General features: G+C 63.0%; 18 protein-coding genes and 1 pseudogene. 9 read left to right on the forward strand and 10 right to left on the reverse strand.

The window, feature by feature from the left end:
* Positions 1-26: 26 nt before the first annotated feature.
* From R4P57_RS12740 to R4P57_RS12750, 3 genes are read left to right on the forward strand one after another with little or no spacing between them, the layout of a single operon-like run.
* The gene (locus R4P57_RS12740) at positions 27-2,261 is read left to right on the forward strand and encodes an MMPL family transporter (protein ID WP_317803197.1); all 2,235 of its coding nucleotides are present in this window, start codon (positions 27-29) and stop codon (positions 2,259-2,261) included.
* 10 nt (positions 2,262-2,271) lie between these two features.
* Entirely contained in the window at positions 2,272-3,480 is a 1,209-nt protein-coding gene (locus R4P57_RS12745; protein WP_317803198.1) for a sensor histidine kinase, read from the forward strand.
* Positions 3,477-4,139, forward strand: coding sequence for a response regulator transcription factor (locus R4P57_RS12750; RefSeq protein WP_317803199.1), 663 nt, complete (start codon positions 3,477-3,479; stop codon positions 4,137-4,139). The genes R4P57_RS12745 and R4P57_RS12750 overlap by 4 nt, the downstream gene beginning before the upstream one ends.
* A gap of 301 nt (positions 4,140-4,440) precedes the next feature.
* Here R4P57_RS12750 and R4P57_RS12755 read toward each other — a convergent pair whose 3' ends face one another.
* Both R4P57_RS12755 and R4P57_RS12760 read right to left on the reverse strand, forming a co-directional pair.
* A complete protein-coding gene (locus tag R4P57_RS12755) occupies positions 4,441-4,950 on the reverse strand; it encodes a VOC family protein (RefSeq protein ID WP_317803200.1) in 510 nt (169 codons plus the stop codon).
* 33 nt (positions 4,951-4,983) lie between these two features.
* Positions 4,984-5,559: an NADPH-dependent F420 reductase gene (locus R4P57_RS12760; RefSeq protein WP_317803201.1), complete on the reverse strand. Its 576-nt coding sequence runs from the start codon at positions 5,557-5,559 to the stop codon at positions 4,984-4,986.
* An 88-nt stretch (positions 5,560-5,647) separates the two neighbouring features.
* On the opposite strand from R4P57_RS12760, the gene R4P57_RS12765 reads away from it, so the two are divergent.
* Positions 5,648-6,139 (forward strand): MarR family winged helix-turn-helix transcriptional regulator, encoded by a 492-nt coding sequence (locus R4P57_RS12765; protein ID WP_317803202.1) that lies wholly within the window; start codon positions 5,648-5,650, stop codon positions 6,137-6,139.
* 62 nt (positions 6,140-6,201) lie between these two features.
* On the opposite strand, the gene R4P57_RS12770 is transcribed toward R4P57_RS12765, so the two are convergent.
* Both R4P57_RS12770 and R4P57_RS12775 read right to left on the reverse strand, forming a co-directional pair.
* Positions 6,202-6,585: a hypothetical protein gene (locus R4P57_RS12770; protein ID WP_317803203.1), complete on the reverse strand. Its 384-nt coding sequence runs from the start codon at positions 6,583-6,585 to the stop codon at positions 6,202-6,204.
* A gap of 288 nt (positions 6,586-6,873) precedes the next feature.
* The gene (locus R4P57_RS12775; RefSeq protein ID WP_317803204.1) at positions 6,874-8,448 is read right to left on the reverse strand and encodes a bifunctional 3-(3-hydroxy-phenyl)propionate/3-hydroxycinnamic acid hydroxylase; all 1,575 of its coding nucleotides are present in this window, start codon (positions 8,446-8,448) and stop codon (positions 6,874-6,876) included.
* A 199-nt stretch (positions 8,449-8,647) separates the two neighbouring features.
* Between R4P57_RS12775 and R4P57_RS12780 the strand changes: the two genes are divergently transcribed.
* Complete coding sequence (locus R4P57_RS12780; protein WP_317803205.1) at positions 8,648-9,949, forward strand: aromatic acid/H+ symport family MFS transporter; 1,302 nt, start codon at positions 8,648-8,650, stop codon at positions 9,947-9,949.
* A gap of 4 nt (positions 9,950-9,953) precedes the next feature.
* Here the strand turns inward: R4P57_RS12780 and R4P57_RS12785 are convergent, their stop codons facing one another.
* Genes R4P57_RS12785 through R4P57_RS12800 form a run of 4 tightly spaced genes read right to left on the reverse strand, consistent with a single transcriptional unit; the run spans position 9,954 to position 13,089 of the window.
* Positions 9,954-10,697 (reverse strand): IclR family transcriptional regulator, encoded by a 744-nt coding sequence (locus R4P57_RS12785; protein WP_317803206.1) that lies wholly within the window; start codon positions 10,695-10,697, stop codon positions 9,954-9,956.
* Between the two features lie 4 nt (positions 10,698-10,701).
* A complete protein-coding gene (locus tag R4P57_RS12790) occupies positions 10,702-11,136 on the reverse strand; it encodes a hypothetical protein (RefSeq protein ID WP_317803207.1) in 435 nt (144 codons plus the stop codon).
* On the reverse strand, positions 11,103-12,347 hold the full coding sequence (locus R4P57_RS12795; protein ID WP_317803208.1) for a DUF3500 domain-containing protein: 1,245 nt from the start codon (positions 12,345-12,347) through the stop codon (positions 11,103-11,105). The genes R4P57_RS12790 and R4P57_RS12795 overlap by 34 nt, the downstream gene beginning before the upstream one ends.
* Before the next feature lie 10 nt (positions 12,348-12,357).
* Positions 12,358-13,089: a FadR/GntR family transcriptional regulator gene (locus tag R4P57_RS12800; RefSeq protein ID WP_411742353.1), complete on the reverse strand. Its 732-nt coding sequence runs from the start codon at positions 13,087-13,089 to the stop codon at positions 12,358-12,360.
* A gap of 75 nt (positions 13,090-13,164) precedes the next feature.
* On the opposite strand from R4P57_RS12800, the gene R4P57_RS12805 reads away from it, so the two are divergent.
* Positions 13,165-14,019, forward strand: a complete 855-nt coding sequence (locus R4P57_RS12805) for a fumarylacetoacetate hydrolase family protein (RefSeq protein WP_317803209.1) — start codon at positions 13,165-13,167, stop codon at positions 14,017-14,019.
* Positions 14,020-14,199: 180 nt separating this feature from the next.
* On the forward strand, positions 14,200-14,328 hold the full coding sequence (locus tag R4P57_RS12810) for a hypothetical protein (protein ID WP_317803210.1): 129 nt from the start codon (positions 14,200-14,202) through the stop codon (positions 14,326-14,328).
* Between the two features lie 321 nt (positions 14,329-14,649).
* Here the strand turns inward: R4P57_RS12810 and R4P57_RS12815 are convergent, their stop codons facing one another.
* Positions 14,650-15,273, reverse strand: coding sequence for a hypothetical protein (locus R4P57_RS12815; RefSeq protein WP_317803211.1), 624 nt, complete (start codon positions 15,271-15,273; stop codon positions 14,650-14,652).
* Positions 15,274-15,976: 703 nt separating this feature from the next.
* Here R4P57_RS12815 and R4P57_RS12820 point away from each other — a divergent pair.
* Entirely contained in the window at positions 15,977-16,729 is a 753-nt protein-coding gene (locus R4P57_RS12820) for a DAPG hydrolase family protein (protein WP_317803212.1), read from the forward strand.
* A gap of 305 nt (positions 16,730-17,034) precedes the next feature.
* Positions 17,035-17,718 (forward strand): annotated as a pseudogene (locus R4P57_RS12825) (alpha/beta hydrolase); the annotation flags it as partial.
* Between the two features lie 311 nt (positions 17,719-18,029).
* Here the strand turns inward: R4P57_RS12825 and R4P57_RS12830 are convergent.
* Positions 18,030-18,188 (reverse strand): hypothetical protein, encoded by a 159-nt coding sequence (locus R4P57_RS12830; protein ID WP_317803213.1) that lies wholly within the window; start codon positions 18,186-18,188, stop codon positions 18,030-18,032.
* Positions 18,189-18,252: the final 64 nt, after the last annotated feature.

The raw sequence follows: 18,252 nt of genomic DNA on the forward strand, positions 1-18,252 counted from the left end.
CGTACATCGAATTCGAGGGAGACATCGTGGCAAATCTATTGTTTCGACTGGGACAAGGCGCGTTCCGCAGACGCCGCCTCGTCGCCGCATTCTGGGTGATCATGCTCGCCGTGATCGGCACGCTGGGACTGTCCGCGGAAAAAAGTACCGAGGGCGGGCTTTCGATGCCCGGCATCGAATCCCAACGCGCGTTCGACCTGCTATCCGAACGCTTCCCTGGTTCCGCGGGCAACGGCGCGTCGGCGACCATCGTGTTCCTCGCTCCCGACGGGCAGTTGCTGACGGCATCTGCCCCGACTATCGATCGCGTTCTCGAGGCGGTGAACGAGGGCGGCGAGATTGCCTCCATCACCCCTCCTACGCCTGGCCAGAGCATCGACGACGCCGGCTCGACGGGCTATGCGACGGTGAACTACACCGAAACGGCCGAGGCCCTGAGCGATACCGCTCGCACCGCTCTCGAGAACGCCTCCGAACAAGCGGCGGGATCCGGACTCACCATCGAGATGTCCGGCTCGGCGCTGGACTCCGGCACGGCACCGTCGGTGATGGAACTGGTCGGAGTCGCCATCGCCGCACTGGTCCTGATAATCACGTTCGGATCACTCGTCGCCGCGGGGCTACCACTGCTGACGGCGATCCTCGGAGTCGGAATCTCGTTCACAGGGATCATGGCTTTGTCGGGTCCGCTCGGGTTGTCCTCGTCCACAGGCATGCTGGCGTTGATGCTCGGACTGGCCGTGGGAATCGATTACGCCCTGTTCATCGTCTCCCGCTACCGAGAGGAGGTCGCAGCGGGTCATACTCCTGAGCAGGCAGCCGGCCGCGCTATCGGCACCGCTGGTTCCGCCGTCGTCTTCGCGGGGCTCACCGTCGTCATCGCACTCGCCGGTCTGACCGTCGTGGGAATTCCCACGTTGGCGAAGATGGGGCTTGCCTCGGCCGGTGCCGTGATAGTCGCGGTGATCATCGCGATCACCTTGGTACCGGCGCTCATCGGATTCTTCCCCACCAAAGTTCTGCCCCGATCAGGCAAGAAGACCAAGAATGCTCCCGCCTCGACCGAACCCACGTACTCCGCCCGATGGATAGCACTGGTGTTGCGGCGGCCGATCGCGGTCGTCATCGCCGGAGCTGCACTGCTCGGCGTCATCGCCATCCCTGCTCTGTCGCTACAACTGGGCACCCCTGGCGACGAGGCATTACCGACCACCACCACCGAACGACGCGCCTACGACGCCCTCGCCGACGGATTCGGCCCAGGTTTCAACGGACCACTCACCATCGTCATCGACGCACGAGGAGCGGGCGATCCGGTATCAGCGGCCGATGCCGTAGCCGAACGTGTTCGATCCACGGACGGAATCGTGTCCGTATCTCCGCCGAACTTCAACGATGCCGGTGACACCGCTGTCCTTCGCGCTGTCCCCTCCACAAGCCCCACGGACGAGCAGACGACGAACTTGGTCAAGACCCTTCGCGACACCCGCACCGCAGTCGAGGGCACCACGGGCGTCACGTACGAGATCACGGGCACCACCGCGCTCAATATCGATGTGGCGCAGAAGGTTCAATCGGCGTTGGTCCCCTACATCAGTGTTGTGGTGGGCCTGGCTGTGTTGCTGTTGCTCATCGTGTTCCGTTCGATCGTGATTCCGATCAAGGCTGCACTGGGGTTCCTGCTGTCACTGTTCGCCTCACTCGGCGTACTGGTGGCTGTCTTCCAGTGGGGTTGGGGAGCGGACATTCTCGGTGTTCAGCAGACCGGACCGATCATGAGTTTGATGCCGATCCTGTTGGTGGGCATCGTGTTCGGTCTCGCCATGGACTACGAGGTCTTCCTGGTTTCGAGGATGCGAGAAGCCCACGTCAAGGGTGAAGTAGGTGATTCTGCGATCAGGACCGGATTCGGCCACAGCTCCAAGGTGGTCGTGGCCGCCGCGGTGATCATGATCGCAGTGTTCGCGGGCTTCGTCTTCACACCGGACTCGATGATCAAGATGGTTGGGCTCGGCCTTGCCGTGGCAGTGTTCTTCGACGCCTTCGTCGTACGCCTGACGTTGGTACCGGCGGTGATGCATCTGTTCGGAGAACGCACCTGGGCACTGCCCGGATGGCTGGACCGCGTACTCCCGCGCGTCGATGTCGAAGGTGAATCGCTCGACCATGGCACCGGCACGTTGTCCATCACGGACGACGATACGACTGCCTCGGAGCTTGCCGACTCGGAATCTGCTGCATCGGCCCGATCGCAGGCTTAGGGTCACCGACATGACCAGTTCCACGATGTCGCGCCGTCGATCCCACCTCGGGGTCGACGGCGCGATCGCCGCGGTCACGTTTCTCTGCGCCGTCCTCGGTATGGCAATCGAGATCCCAGGACTGCCACAACCCCCCGCCACCGCATTGAGCACCGGACTCAGCGCTATCGCCAGTGTCACACTCGTCGGTGGCCGTCGCTACCCGCGGTCGGCGGCAGGAGTCGGCATCATCTGTGCGAGCGTGACAGGTGCCCTCGGGTACATTCCCACCCCGCTGCTCCTCGCACCGCTGATCGGCCTGCTGTACTGGGTTTCTCTGACCCAACATGCCTTTGCCGCTGCAGCTTTCACGACTTCGGCAATAGCGGCTGTGATCGGCGGCGGCATAGTCGACGATGCGCTGGAGTCACCGACGCTCCTGCGCACCGTAGGAGTTGCTGTCTGGTTACTACCGTCAGTCTTCGCCGGTCGCATGACACGGGCGCGCCAGCTGTACCTCCAGCTCGTCGAGGCCCGAGCAGACGATGCCGAACGCACCCGCGACGACGAAGTACATCGGCGGGTCACCGAAGAACGGGTGCGCATCGCCCGTGAACTGCACGATGTCGTCGCGCACCATCTCGCTGTCGCCAACGCGCAAGCCGGAACCGCCGCCCACTTGTGGGACAGGAATCCGGTCCGGGCTCACGAACTGCTCGACGGTCTGTCCACGTCGACGTCCGCAGCATTGCGTGAGCTCAAGGTAGCCGTCACACTTCTGCGAAATCCGAGCGACGATCCGTCCGACGACACAGGTCTGCACCCCGCCCCGGGGCTCGCTCAGCTGCCTGCGCTTCTCGACTCGTGTCGATCCGTAGGTATCGAGGTCACTGCGGCCACGTCGGGATATCCTCGGGATCTACCACCGCTTGTCGACGTCACTGTTTTCCGTATCGTCCAGGAAGCATTGACCAACGTCACCAAGCACGCCATCACCCCGAAAGTGCGAATCGATTTACATTACGGGCACAACGATTTTCGGTGCGAGATCGTCAACACCGGCTCGCCCTCCGGACGCAGTGCGAATCAGGGCTACGGTCACATCGGTATGCGCGAACGCGCCCACGCAGTCGGTGGGGAGATAACCGTCGGTCCGTCCGGACGCGGCCAGTACACCGTCACCCTCGCCGTCCCGCTCGACAGCTGGGACGGCGAACTGAAACAGTCGGCCCCATCATGAGGACACGTATTCTTCTCGCCGACGACCAATCCCTACTGCGGTCCACCTTCCGACTCCTGATCGACGCCGAGGACGATCTCGCTGTAATTGCTGAGGCAGCGAACGGCCAGGAGGCAGTAGCCCTCGCGCGGACGCACACACCCGACGTCATCGTCATGGATATCCGGATGCCGGTGATGGACGGACTACAGGCCACCGAGCAGATTTGCGGCGATCACGCGCTCGCCGGTACGCGAGTATTGATCCTGACGACATTCGAGATCGACGACTACGTCGCACGGGCCATCAGAGCGGGTGCCAGCGGGTTCCTCGGCAAAGATGTCTCAGCCGATGGGCTGCTGTCCGCCATCCGCACCGTCGCCACCGGCGAGTCGCTGCTCTCCCCAGCGGCCCTCAAATCGCTGATCAGCCGATTTCTCGCGGCTCCCGACATCGGCCCACCGAGGACAACGGATCGCCTGTCCCAGCTCACCGACCGAGAACGCGAAATCACCGCCCTGGTGGCCCACGGTCTGACCAACGACGAGATCGCCGCGCATCTCACGATCAGTCCCCTCACCGCTCGTACCCACGTACAGCGATCGATGACCAAGCTCGGGGCCCGCGATCGAGCGCAGCTGGTCGTCATCGCCTATCAGGACGGCCTGGTCGGACAGTGACCGACCCAGCCCATGGATTGAAAAGGTCCCCCGTGATCGACTGGTTGAGTGCTTTGCGTGGCTTGTGGTGCTGGTCATCGGCACGTCAATACTCGTCGAGTCAGGTTTTCTCCTCGGTCAGGTGGTCCCCGGAACGACCGCTGTTATCGCCGACCCAATAGGCGCACTCGTGATTGCTGCCCTGCCAGTCCGACGATGTCGCGCTCGTTGGAGCCGCGACCGTGGAGTAGTACGACGAGCGGCGAATCGACATCCTTGGTCCCGAAAGTCGCGACCACGGGGTCCGCAAACGACGTGGTGGTCACGCCTTCGCCCTGGGTACGAGCTCGCCCGCCGTGGCCACGCCGCTCCACCGGTCGACCTCGGCCGTCATGTTCAGGTGATCGACGGGCGCTGCTGTCTCGAACGATCCCCAGTCGGATTTCGGCAGCATCCACATGACCTCGAATTCGTTCCCGTCGGGGTCTCGGCCGTAGACGCTCTTGGTGGCACCGTGACTGGAGGTCCCGGTAAGGGCGCCAAGCGAATCGAGGGTTGCGCGAGCACTGTCGAGATCGTCGATGGTGTCGACCTGCCACGCGAGGTGGTAGAGGCCGAGCGATCCTCTTGGCGGCCGGGCTTGTGAACCGACACCGAACAACCCCAGATCGTGATGGTTACCCGATCGCGGCAGCCTCAGGAACGCCGCGTTTGCGCGAGGCTCTCGCGCCATAACCTTCATCCCGAAGGCCTGATCGTAAAACGAGATGCTGTTCCCCAAATTCGAGACGTAGAGCACGGCGTGGTTCAGTCGGACGGCGTCGATAGTCATGATTTCCTCTGGTGGAAGTTGTCGTGCGGATGTTCAGGCGGTGAGCCCGAACCCTCCGGTCCACGTGATTTTCTCGCTGGCTGCGAGTGTCATCTGGAGGAAGCCAACAGATTCGAGTTCGCGGGCGCGTGACAACGAACCAGCATCGACGGCGGTGAGTCCACCCGAGCGAACGACCTCTGCCAGGACGGTCTTCGCACCGTTGTCGTCGCCGGCGATCAGGACAGTCGTCGGGGCAGAGCCGAGCGTCCCGTCGGTGAGGGTGCTGGCGAAGTTGATGTTGAATGCTTTGAGCACATGCGAGTTCGGTAGCAATCCGGCGATGACTGCGGTGGCCGAGCTTTCCGCAGGAACGGTCAGCGAGTCGAAGGTCTCGAAATTCACCGGGTTGGTGATGTCGACGACGACTTTGCCGGTGAGCGAATCCCCTCGCTGGTCGACGATGTCGGCAACGGCCGAGAACGGCACCGCGAGAACAACGATGTCACCGTTGACGGCGACGTTGGAATCGCTGTGGCCCAACGTCTGAACGTTGTTGCCGCCACGTTCGGCAACCGCCGCGATGGCCTTGCTCATGTTGCCGGTACCGATGATTGAAATGCTAGTCATGACGAACTCCCTTTTTCGATGTTTTGTTGTAGCTACAACTATTGACCTTTTTTGTTGTAGCGTCAAGTGAATCAGCTACGCTGTGACGATGGACACCAGATGGCTGACCGCCGAGGAAAGAACGACGTGGCTACGGCTGATCGCAGTGGTCGAACTTCTTCCGGGAGTTCTCGAATCGCAGTTGCGCCGAGACTCGGACTTGTCTCATTTCGAGTACTTCGTGCTGACTGGGTTGTCGGAGAGCAGCGACCGGACGCTTCGCATGACTTCGCTGGCAAAGCGCACGAACGCAACGCTGGCGAGGTTGTCCCACGTGGTTCGACGTCTTGAAAACCGCGGTCTGGTCGAACGAGTTCCGTGCCCAACCGATGCGCGTGCGACCAATGCCGTTCTGACCGACATGGGTTGGAAAGAAGTCGTTTCCGCCGCTCCTGGTCACGTCGACACCGTCCGTCGTGTCGTCCTGGATCCACTGACGAGTGAGCAACTGGTGCAGTTGCGCACCATCGCGGACACCCTTCTCCCGAGGCTTGACCCAAACGGAAACCTCACGGAGCTCTATGAACCGGGCACGCGCTAGAACCAGCAGAAAGGGCCCTGTGCTCGACAAAGGGCCCTTCTGCATCACAACAGGTGGATATCTCAGATGCCCAAGGCGTCCTCGAGCGCCTTCGCAGCCGCAGCCGGATCTGCCGTGTTGTAAGTTTCACCGCTGGCAACGGTGACGTCAGCCCCGGCGTCGCGCACGGCAGAAACCGTCTCGATCGTGACCCCGGCGATGGAGAATGCGACCCCGGCAATCCTGCCGTCGTCGAGCAGCATCTGCAACGAATATCCCGGCTGCGCTTGCTCGTCGAGCCCGGCATACAACTCGACGAACGCTACGCCAAGCTTCCAAAGCTCGCGGGCACGGTCGATGCGGTCGACCACGCCGATGAGATCGGCGACAACCTTCTTCCCATGCTTGACCCCGGCCGCGACGGCACCGTTCACGGTGGCGTCACCGGCAGACCCGAGCACCGTCACGAGGTCGGTACCGGCCGCGAAGGCGATATCGGCTCTCAAAATCCGGCGTCCGCAGTCTCGAGGTCCGCAAACACTTCCTTGTCCGGGTGGGCTGCCTTGATGGCACTTACTGCGGTCAGCCCTATGGTGGACGACGAGCGCGGGCCCTGCCCCCTCAGCTCAGGTCGCACGCCCTCCTGTCGGTCGGTGTCGAGAACATGGGACGACCGTGGGGACCTCGTTCCCGGACGTTCTCGGAGCCACCGCGGAGCGAGCACCGCACTGCCACCTGAAGATGACTTCCCTCGATCAGCAAGCGCGGGCCTCGCTGACCACCTTGCCTTTCACGCGCCGAAGAAAATCCTCGATCAGATCGACCGTCTCGGTTGCCGCGCTCGTTCCGAACAGATGGAAATCCGGTCGGATGAGAAGAGTGTCCGCACCCAACTCATCGAGCCACTCGCCGTAGCTGCCGTTCACGTCGTCGACATCGGACAGCGCCACGACGCTGATTCCCATGTCCTGCAATTCTTCACGAGTCTCCGAGGTGAGCGACGCGAGCGCCGAGGCACAGCGGGTGATCACCGCCCCGGGACCCCCGAACGCATCGTCGAACATCATAACCGTGCCGTCGACGCCGATGAGACCCTGACGAGCCAGCGTTCCGCCGGTAGGTCCGGTGTGAACTCCCGCGCCCAGTCCTGGGCGCGGCGGGGCCGGCGGCTTCATTCCGGCTTCCCATTCAGCGATCATCCGGCGGTCACGCTCTGCCGCCTCGTCCGCGTCGGTGATACAGATGACCTCGCCGAGCGAGGTCGAGAACTTCACGAACGCCACCGCGTGGTGGATACGTTCGGTCCCGTAGGTGTCGAGCAGGCTGTGCTCTGCACGCCCCGCCAAGACGGCATCGAGCTTCCACGACAGGTTCATGACGTCGCGCACCCCGGCCCCGAGACCCTGCCCGGCGAACGGTGGCATCAGGTGGGCAGCGTCGCCGGCGATCAGAACGCGGCCCACGCGCCACTGCGTCGCCCAGCAGGACTGGAACGTGTAGACCGAATGACGCTCGAGGTCGGAGTTGTCCGGCGTCAGACCGTAGGGCTCGAGTAACTCCCATGCAGTATCCGCCCGATCGAGTTGCTCTTTGGACTCACCGGGCAGACGCATGAACTCCCAGCGGCGGCGACCTGGACCGCCGGGAACCATCGTCGAGGGTCGCCTAATATCGCAGTTCTGTGTCGCAATGTGCGGAAAATCGACCCCCTCACGCGGTTTCACATCCACCACGAGCCAGTCGAAGAAATACCCGTCGTTGTGCCACTCGATGTCCACCAGCGATCGGATCCTGCTGTTCGCGCCGTCCGCTCCGATGACCCAGTCGGCAGTGATCGACCGTTCGTCACCCGATGCGTTGTCGCGCATCGTGACCGTCGCGTCGACGACACTCTGAGAGAGCGACGTCGCTTCCCACCCGCGGAGCACGCGAACGGTGTCCAGGCCCTCGACGATCTCGTCGAGGGCGCGCTCGAGGTCCGGCTGGTTGAAGAAATACGTGTTGTACCAACCGGATTCACCGCGCCCGCTCCAGTCGACTTCGAGCAGCGTCTGTCCGGAGCTGTTGCGCCAGCGATACATGTCGTCGTACGGGACCGTGATGCCGGGGATCGTGTCCGGAGCCAGCCCGACCGACTGAAGAATGCGGGCGAAATCCGAACAGTGGGTCACCGCCCTCGGGAGTGGGTAAGCGGCGTGGTTCTTGTCGACGACGGTCACGGCGTGTCCCAGCCGGCCCAACTTGACGGCGAGCAGTTTCCCCACCGGTCCGAATCCCACGATCAACACATCGGTACCCATTGCGCCGGACGTCGGCTCACTGATGGTCATAGCGATGACGATGGCGGCTGATACGGCGCCGGTCACTGCGCGCGTCCCGATTTCCGGGACAGTTCTCCGGCGGTCACCTTCGGGTCGATTGCACGCAGAAGTGTCTCGGAAATCGGGACGGGGTGTTATTTGGATCACATCTCGTCGGCAGGATCACGATGGTCAGTCGAGCCCGATCCCCTTGAATTCGGAGAAGTCAATGCACCCGACATCGTCCCGCACCACACCCGCCGACGCAGAAGTCCGATCGCACACCCGCGTCATCGTGTTGTGCATGTTCATCACCGTCATCGAGGGCTTCAACCTGATCGTATTCGGATCGGTGGTACCGCTTCTCCTGGGCGACGCCTCTCTCGGCTTGACCGACCAGCAGACGGGTCTCGTCGGCGGACTCGTCTACATCGGGGCCATCTGTGGATCGGTACTTGCCCCATGGGTGGCCGACAAAGTCGGACGAAAGAACGTGTTGCTGATCGCAATCGGAGTATTCGCGCTCGGTGCTGTCCTGACCGGGTGCGCGACCAGCGTCCCCATGCTCGCGATAGCACGGTTCGTCACCGGATTCGGAATAGGCGGGGCGCTGACCAGTGCCATGACGGCGGCGCGCAACAGCTCGGCGTCGAAGCACGCGTCGTTGGTCGTCACAGTCACGATGGCCGGAATCCCGCTCGGCGGAGTGGTTGCCTCGCTGCTGGCCATACCGGTACTTCCGGCGTTCGGATGGCGCCCCATGTTCTTCGTCGGGGCCGGCACCGCTGTCGCGATCATGATCGCCGTCGCAGTGATGACGATTCCGACCGACACTCCGCAGGAAGTGGCCGGAAGATCGTGGTCGACCGCGCAGAAACTACGGACCATGTTCGTCGGGCGCGGCCTGACCGCGACACTGATCATTGCCGGTTGCGCCGTTGCGAACATGGTTGCATGGCAGGGCCTCAACGTCTGGGGCACCCAGGCGATGGTCGACATCGGGTACTCGCTCAGCAGCGCACTGCTCATCATGTTCACGCTCACCGGTGCTGCGGTTGCCGGGTCCTTCGCCACCGCGTGGGCATCCGATCGACACGGATCCGCACTGATCTCGATCGTCACCAGCTCGTGCACGCTCTTCGGGCTGATCGGCATCGTCGTGTTGGAGCAATCGGTGGCGACCACCATCGCCTGCGTGGCCTTGATGGGAATCGGCGGGCACTCGACGATGAATCTGGTGCACACCACCACCGCCGACATCTTTCCGCTTCCGGTCCGCGCCACCGCACTGGGCTGGTCGAACGGCACGTCCTTCATCGGGGCGTTTCTGGGACCGGTCCTCGGAGGAAGTGCAATCGCCGTCGGTGGCGCGAGTGGCCTGTTTTCGCTCTTCGCCTCGTCCGCCGGTCTCTGCCTCGTGGCCGTCGTCGCGTTGTTCTTCGCCGATCGATCAGCGCTGGCGCAACGCGACAATCGTGCGAACGGCCGTGACGATCGTTACACCGCAGCAGTGATACCCAGCGGGGCGTAAAACGTCAGCAGGGGGCGACATCGTCGATCGACGAGACGCGGACCGCCGGATTGATGCGCTGCAACTCTTCGATCGCATGCGCCCTCTTCTGTGCGAATCGCGACGTCGGCATCACAACACTCACGGCCTGCAGAGCCCCCGTAGGCCCGATGAATCCTGTTGCCACGGCGCAGATACCGAGGTCGTGCTCTTCGACGTCGACTGCTATGTGCGTACGGCGGATGTCGACCAACCTGCGCTCGAGCTTCTCCAGGTCGGTGACGGTGTTGGTCGTGAACTGTCGGAGCGGCAGAGACATCAGGTCATCCACCTGCTTGGCCGGCAGGTGCGCGAGGAGCGCCAACCCGATGCAGCTGGCATGGAGTGAGAAACTCTTTCCGACCTTGGTCACTCCCCGTAGCCGCTCCGGCGAAGCAAGTTGATCCACGACGACCACTTCTCGACCGCTGAATACGGCGAGTTCGACGTTTTCGTTGACCGCGCGGGCAACCCGCACCAGTTGCGGACGGTTGGTGGACAGGAGGCGCAGATGGGCATTCATACCGAACTTGAGCAGACCGGGTCCGAGTGCGTACCCCGGCCGACCCTGGCCCCGTACGACGAACAGCTCGTTCTCGAGGGATCGAGCGATACGATGCACCGTCGACCTCGGTAACCCTGTGCGAGTGGCGAGTTCGGTCAGCGTGAGAGATCCTTGACTCTCGGCAATGGCGTCGAGCACCAGGGTGGCTCGACCGATATTTGCCACTGCCTCATCCTTTCGTCCACGTACGGGTGACCGTCAACGCGCGAATCGACCAGTCCGTTCCATCGATCTCCAGTGTGTACTCACCGAGCGTGTGCAGAACCGGTTCCGGGTCGAAAATCCACCGCGTGTAGTGAGCATGCGCGTTCCATCGCTCCGCGTCACCCGGAAACACCCGCAGGTTGCCGGTGTCGTGTCGGTGACCGGTAGGCCCCGCCCACAGGTCGGCGAAGAAACCACGCGCCGCGTCCGGTGAGGAGTAACTGCGATGCGGGAACTGCACCCGCGCACCACCGAGCAGATCGACCACGGCATCGAGGTCCTTACGGTCGGCGATGTCGGTGTAGCTGTTCAGCAGGTTTGCGATTCGATGACGCGCAACAGCTTCGACGACATCGGCGGCTTCGCTCACCGCCCGGCCCGCTGCCACTGCCGAACCCACGAACGCCCGTAGTCGTTGCCGTGCGGTGTCCGCAGGACGGTATGGATGTGGAACGGTTTCGGGGTGTCGTAGTTCAGAAACACACCGCAGTGATGATCGAGTTCCGCGATGACAACCGGCGACTGAATTCGGTAATAGAAGACGTCGCCCGGCTGGTGGCCGCCGATCCACGAGAACCAGGTGTCGGGTAGATGTTCGGTGACCTCACGCATTTTGGCTGCGCGCGGGCCTGCCGGCAGCAGGGCGACGAATTGTTCGACGATGTCCAGAGCAATTTTTTGCGCATCATCGGACAGAGTGGCGACTCGAACGCCCTCGAACGGGATCTGCCGGTTGTCCTGAAATGCACCGGCTAGATGTCGCTCGTCGCCGGGATGTACTCTGCCGCGCGGCATGGCCGGATCCACCATGTTCTCGTACACCGTTGCAGCACTGCGTTCCTCGGCCGTGAGCCTGCTCATCAGGCGAACAGCGAGATCGATTCTGGGTGTGAACGACTCGGTGCCGGCGTACGGCCCCTCGTCGATCTCGTTCGGCTCGGCACCGAGGAAGGCGGGACTGACCACCATGCGGCCGTTCACGACGAGGCAATTCACTGCCATGTGGTGTCCGAACACATGCCATCCCCACGGCACCGTGACGTCGGGCGTGCCGTACAGGGCTATGTTGTAACTGAATTCGCTCAGGATGCTCTGCAGGCCCACGACCTCGCCGAGAAAACCATTGATCAACATCATGGTGTGGGCAAGCTCGAATCCTTCCGGACTCAACGAAGCTGCCATCAGAGCCAGTGCCTTCTCGCGCACCTCGGTCGGCTGGAATTCCAGACGCAGGCCGGTGTCGAATTGCATGAATTCGGGGTTGGCCCAGGTCTGCCATTGCGGGGCATCGACCGGAAAGCTCACGCAGGTTCGTGATTCAGGATCGAGTGCTGCGAGAAAGTCCTGCGCCGCGGCCACCATTGCCGCGACCGGAGCCTCTTCGCCCGGGCGGGCGGGCTCGAAGTCGTGAACACCCTCACGCAGCGTTCCATCCTCGGTGACGCCTCGAAAGTCGTTCAGATACAGCGGAGTCCACCCAGCAACCAGGTCCCCGGTGAAGGTGCCCTCCTCACGCGCGGCTTTTCGGTACGTGTTCGGATCCATTCCCCGCACGTCCGCCAATCGGGGATGGTCGTGGTCGAACAGGTACTGACGAAACTCTCCGGTCATGACGGGTCCTTCACGCTGTGGTGGTGTTGTGCCGGGAAACGACCTCCCGCACGGCGGGGACGTCACCCCCGACGATGGCGTCGACGAGATCGGCATGAATGCGGTAGCGCTCACGGCGATACGGCTCGGCGTCGGCTGCGTCGATGCGCGACGACGCCGAGTTCAGATGACCGAGTGTTCCGACGTACACGGCCCGAGCCATGTCGTTGGGGCAGATGGCGGCAATCCGCTCATGCAGAGCCCAATTCGCATGCACGAAATCGTCCCAGGAGGTCGCCGACTCCATCGCACTCAGCGCGAATTTCAGGTCGGCGGCGTCGCGCGGTCCGCAGTGCCGTGCGGCCGTGACGTCGATGAGCAGTTCGAGGTGATCGCGCAGCTCGATTGCATCGGCCACGGTAGCGGGGTCGTCCGACACGCTGAGCAACGTACGGCGCAGGCGGACGATCGGACCGGATTCGGCCACGAACAACCCGCCGCCCCGACCCGGTCGAATCTCGATGATGCCTCGGTCACGGAGCAATCGCACCGCTTCGCTGACCGTCGAGTACGCGAATCCCGTTTCGGCCCGCAAGGATTCGAGAGTGCCGACCGACTCCCCCGCCGCCATCTCTGCCGTCCTGATTCGATCGTCGAGCACAGCAGCAAGCTCCTCCGCGCGTGTGCGAGGCGCAATCGGTGCTGCCGGTCGGCGTGAAATTGCCCCTTGCAGACGGGGCTCGGATGCAGGCATAGTCACCATAGAAGCATAAACATGCGAAGGTTTACAAGGTTTTGTTCCTCATCTCCAGCACATCGAATCGAAGGAGTCCCTCCCATGCGTTTGGTAGGAATCGAACGACACGGAACGAACCTCGTCGAGGTGGCCGATCTCTCCGACGACGGAAAGGTGACCGTAGTCGCGAGCCTCGCCGAGTTCTGGTCGGACCCGGCGGGGCACATCGCGCGCGGGGGCACGGAGGTGCTGAGCGGCGACGCCCATGAGGTCCGGTTCGTCCCGCCGGTCCTTCCAGGCGCGCGCGTGATCTGCATCGGCCTCAACTATTTGAAGCACGTCGCCGAAGGCAGCTATCGGTCGGAGCCGCTCCCCGAGGTTCCGACCTTGTTCGCGCGGTGGTCGACGTCTCTGACCGTGGACGGCGACTTCATTCCGGTGCCCTCGGAGGAGGACGGTCTCGACTGGGAAGGCGAGGTGATGGCCTGGGTCGGAGCCGACCTCGTTGACTCGACCTCGGACGACGCCCTCGCCGCGGTGATCGGATACTCCACCTTCAACGACATCACTGCCCGGCGCGCCCAGAAGGTCACGTCGCAATGGATCCTCGGCAAGAACGCCGACCGCTCCGGCCCCGTCGGCCCCTTGGTGCCCGCCGCCGAGGTCGGCGACCTGCGCGACGGATTGCGTATCACCACCCGCGTGAACGGAAATACGGTTCAAGACGCACGGACCGACGACATGGTCTACACGGTCGGTGACACACTCGCGTACATCTCCCGCACCTTCACCGTGCGGCGCGGCGATCTGTTGGCAACCGGGACTCCGTCGGGTGTCGGCTACTCGCGTACACCCCCATGGCTCCTCCATCCGGGCGATGAGGTGGAAGTCGAGGTCGATCGACTGGGGACTCTCCGAAACACGATAGTGGAAAACAGCTTTCGCTCGAAAACGTAGTCCGATAAGTCTCGGATAATCAGAGGCGAAGAGGTCGTCGTAGAGATGCCATGTGGGCACGACCGCTTCGCAGACCTCCTTCAGCCGACGCGCGCACCCAGATCGGTCGGCGCCGCACACACTGCGCCGGCTGGTCTGAGACACCTCACGCGCGCACGAACCCGTCCGTATGAATCGAAGGTGACCAGGACCCTGCCCGTTGTCGGAGTCAGCGGATACAGAGACGATCTGCCCTTCGCCGGACTGTTGCAGGATGCGCTGGCGCTCCCCGTCTTCGAGGGAAGCAACGATGGGGTTCGCCGTCGGTAGTTGCACGCCATCCTCGCCGCGCCGTTACAGGCGACTCCATGATGTGAAAGCGCACAGCGCATTCTTGCGGATCCACTCGCGTCGACGAAACGCAATCCATGGCAATCGATTCGAGTTGCGATATTCTGCGGATTTCAAGTCCCTCGAAATGGATTCAACTGAACGTCTCTGGACTCCAATTCTGTATACTGACAACGTTTTTGGCGCACTCCGGCCAGCACGCGCCGTTAGCCCTGCTGGTGAGTGCGTGAAATTTCTTCGTAGGCGGTCGGTCGACTCGCCCGATCGTCGCTCCCCACGTACGGCGGTCCGAGAGGTCGGTCAACCGGCCGGCGATAACGAAGACAGAAACAGGCGCAGATCCGCCGCAAGACGCACCGGCTCCTCCATCGCCGCAAAGTGACCACCGTGATTCGGAACATCGGTCCAGTGCACGATGTCGAACTCCTGTTCCGCAAGGTGCCTGATGCCGATGTCGTGCGCGAACATGATGGCACCCACCGGTTGTGACGGCTTTACCTGCGGACCGGCCCAGGCCCCACCCTCGGCCGCGTACACGGTGTAAGCGGCGCTACCGGCGCTCCGCGTCAACCAATACAGGGTGACATGGGCGAGTATCCGGTTACGGCCGAGAGCACCATCCGGTTCCTCGTCGAACGGATACGTCCACGCGCGGAATTTGTCCAGCATCCATGACAACTGACCGATGGGACTGTCGGTCAGAGCAGCACCGATCGGTTGCGGACGCGTCGACTGGATGAAGATGTACCCGAACTCCGACTCCATGAACTCGCCCACCCGCCGGTAACGGTCCAATTCGGTGTCGGTGCAAGGCTTCTGCTCCGCCTCGTCGGGTTCCCGGATGGGCGCACCGATGGACCCGTCGACATGAATGGCGGCGCAATGGTCCGTTCGTCCCGAGGTCTCGATCCCAGTGAATCTCACCCGGACCCATTTCGATTCGCGTTCCATCCTGCGTCTCGATGAACCATCCGCCCGAAAGCGGAACGATTCACTGAGGCTTGAGACTTTCGTGCCACTCGCCTTGCCAACCAACTTCCATGAAGTTGAACAGAACCCTCTACGGTTCCCGGCATGTCGCGCTCCATAGCGGCGAGGCCTTGCCCCCGACGCTCCCTTGCACAAATCCTCGCTACTCGGCCAGCCCTATGCTGCTGAGCCCATCAGGCCGAATCCACATGCTGAGATACTTCATGACAGGTAGTGACATCGTCATTGTCCATCCACGAAGGCTACTTCGACGGGAGCGTGCCCGACCACTGGTCAACCGGCGGCACGCCTCCCGTGCCGGTTGACCGCGACAATGCCTCAGACTCCGGCCGGACCGGAGTGGCGTTACATGAGTCGACCTGTGGCACGGCTGCAATAGAGAACCGTTCGGACGGCCACACCGATGTCCAGCCCGTTGCGGCCGCACTCCGATGTCGTATACCTTCAACGGATGTTGAGGAATTCGAATCTGAGTCGGAGGCAGCTCCTCGGTACCGGTGCTGCGGCCGCTGTGGCTGCTGTGGCTGCAACGATCGCGCAGGCGCCACGAACAAGCGCTGCTCCGTTTCTGCCCGTGTGCTCGCCTCGTTACCAGGGATACCGGGCCGAAGACCGAGCAAAGCCGTACGCCCATTACATGGCGGTGAGAACGACACCGGCACCGCAGTTTGTGCAGGACGCCTTCGAATCACCCCCGCTTCAGGTCGGTTCGATACCTCGATTCGACGGGCTGACAACCGATCTCGGCACATCCGGCTACTCACCCATCGAAACCGGGTACGGGCAGATGGCGGACGGGGTTCTCTTCATTGCGGTCAAGACGGTCATGCCGCGAGTCACCGCGGCGATGTGGGACTGGTGGTTCGGATGGCACTCGTCCGAATCTGCGCGGTACAAGCTGTGGCATCCCGACGCGCATTTGCACGCATCGACGAAGACGGACCTCACCGGCGGGACCCTCCCAGACCGGGCCAGATATGTTGGCAACACGTCATACGTCGACGAGTACGTTGGCCCCAAACTGCAGCAACTGAGCATCGAATTTCGGGATCCGGTGACGCACGGGTTCACCGTCCCTTCCGATCAGACGGTTGTTTTCGGAAGGGTCGGAAGTTCCATCGCACCGGTCGAACTGGGCTGGCTTGCCCACCAGGTGCGTCCTATCGCAGGCGGCGCGGAGATGCGCAGTCGGTTCTATCTCAATCTTCGCGGTTTGCACGTGCCGAATCCGGAACAAGCAGCATGCGCGGTGCAACGAGGTGCATCGCTCGACCCCGCTGATCTCGATCTCGGGCTCGACCTCGGCAGGGACCTACTGTTGCATTGCGGACAAGAGATGAATCACCTCGCGGGCTTCCTTCCCGAGCTGCATGCCGAATTCTCGGCCTGACGGCCGGTCTTGGCCTGCGGCAGAAAGATGCGTCGAAGTCGACTGCTCGATTGGAAATCTACTGTCGATGACGAAGCGAGGGAAGCTACAAGACGTTCACGCGTACCGAGGAATGGTTCGACTCGAGCGGGGTTCGCTGCGCGACCGTGGTGTTCCGTCCCCCGTCGCCGACCGGTCCGGTGGTGGTCATGGCGCATGACTTCAGCGGCGTACGGGCCATGCGTCTCTATGCCTACGCCGAGTAGTTCGCCGACGCCGGGTACACAGTCGTCGTCTTCGACTACCGCGGCTTCGGCGACAGCGACGGCGAGCCACGCCAGGTACTCGACATCTCGGCGCAGCTCGACGACTGGCGCAGCGCCCTGACGTTCGCCCGCACGCTGGACGGTGTCGACGCGTCGAAGATCGTCGCCTGGGGGACGTCCTTCTCCGGCGGACACGTCATCACGCTCGCGGGAACGGGCGAACCCCTTGCCTCGATCATCGCGCAGGTACCACACGTCAGCGGGCCGGCGGCCGTTCGGGCCACCGGCGTCAAGCAGTCACTGCGTCTCGCCCCGTTCGCCCTCGGTGACCAGGTGCGCAGCCTGCTCGGGCGCCCGCCCCTTTACGTCGAAGCATTCGGCGCACCCGGCACAGTGGCGGTGATGCCCACCCCCGACTCTGAAGGGGGCTACGCCAAACTGACGACAGAGTCGGGCCTGGCCCCGGACGCGAACCCGACGAACGTCGCGGGGCGCATCCTGCTTCGTATCGGCCTGTACTCTCCTGGGCGCCATGCGTCGACGATTACATGTCCCGCTCTGGTGCAGATCGTCACCGAAGACGCCATCACCCCGACCAAGGTTGCGCTCACGGCCGCGTCGAACATGCGGAACTCCACCGTGAAGACCCACGCGGGTGGTCATTTCGATCCGTACGTCGAGCCACTGTTCGCCACCGTCACCGCGGAACAGTTGGCGTTCCTGGCCGAAGCGGTGCCCGTCTGATCAGTCAGCGACGATCCTATTGCGCACGCGATATCGATCACGCTACCCGGCGACGGCCTATCCCGGCTGTTGCACTCTGCAGAGGTGCGGATCAGGAAAGCCGGTGGTGCACTCAGCGGTTCCAACCCGAAAGCCCTATCCACCGGCGGTTATTTCGGACTTATCTCCAACGGGCGGGACAGCAGAACGACGCCGCATCGCGCATGTGTTTGACATGGAAACAGTCCCCCTGCACAGCTGGTCGAGACAAGTCCACCGAGCACGAGGCGTCGATGGTCCGAAGTCAGGTCCGTGAACCGGCGGAAAGGGGATCACTTGTCGTCGGGCGTCACTGAGGTCTCGTCGTGGATGTAGACAGTGTTGCCGCCCGCGCCCTTCGCGACGTACATTGCGGCGTCCGCCCGGCCTAGCGTGGCCGGGAACACAGCCACGAGGGGCCGCGCTCCGGAGTCGGCGATACCAATGCTCACCGTCGGGCTTGCGACTTCTCGGGTGGCGAACCGAACTCTTGTTGTTCCGCGAGCGGCCGGTGAA

The organism is Rhodococcus sp. IEGM 1330 (assembly GCF_033142445.1).
GTDB lineage: Bacteria > Actinomycetota > Actinomycetes > Mycobacteriales > Mycobacteriaceae > Rhodococcoides.

Bases quoted from the DNA above. Each gene is read 5' to 3' on its own strand.
- R4P57_RS12820 (WP_317803212.1), top strand. From the start codon at position 15,977: ATGGCGGTGAGAACGACACCGGCACCGCAGTTTGTGCAGGACGCCTTC.
- R4P57_RS12795 (WP_317803208.1), bottom strand. From the start codon at position 12,347: ATGACCGGAGAGTTTCGTCAGTACCTGTTCGACCACGACCATCCCCGA.
- R4P57_RS12750 (WP_317803199.1), top strand. From the start codon at position 3,477: ATGAGGACACGTATTCTTCTCGCCGACGACCAATCCCTACTGCGGTCC.
- R4P57_RS12775 (WP_317803204.1), bottom strand. From the start codon at position 8,448: ATGACCATCAGTGAGCCGACGTCCGGCGCAATGGGTACCGATGTGTTG.
- R4P57_RS12800 (WP_411742353.1), bottom strand. From the start codon at position 13,089: ATGGTGACTATGCCTGCATCCGAGCCCCGTCTGCAAGGGGCAATTTCA.
- R4P57_RS12805 (WP_317803209.1), top strand. From the start codon at position 13,165: ATGCGTTTGGTAGGAATCGAACGACACGGAACGAACCTCGTCGAGGTG.
- R4P57_RS12765 (WP_317803202.1), top strand. From the start codon at position 5,648: ATGGACACCAGATGGCTGACCGCCGAGGAAAGAACGACGTGGCTACGG.
- R4P57_RS12760 (WP_317803201.1), bottom strand. From the start codon at position 5,559: ATGACTAGCATTTCAATCATCGGTACCGGCAACATGAGCAAGGCCATC.
- R4P57_RS12755 (WP_317803200.1), bottom strand. From the start codon at position 4,950: ATGACTATCGACGCCGTCCGACTGAACCACGCCGTGCTCTACGTCTCG.
- R4P57_RS12780 (WP_317803205.1), top strand. From the start codon at position 8,648: ATGCACCCGACATCGTCCCGCACCACACCCGCCGACGCAGAAGTCCGA.
- R4P57_RS12745 (WP_317803198.1), top strand. From the start codon at position 2,272: ATGACCAGTTCCACGATGTCGCGCCGTCGATCCCACCTCGGGGTCGAC.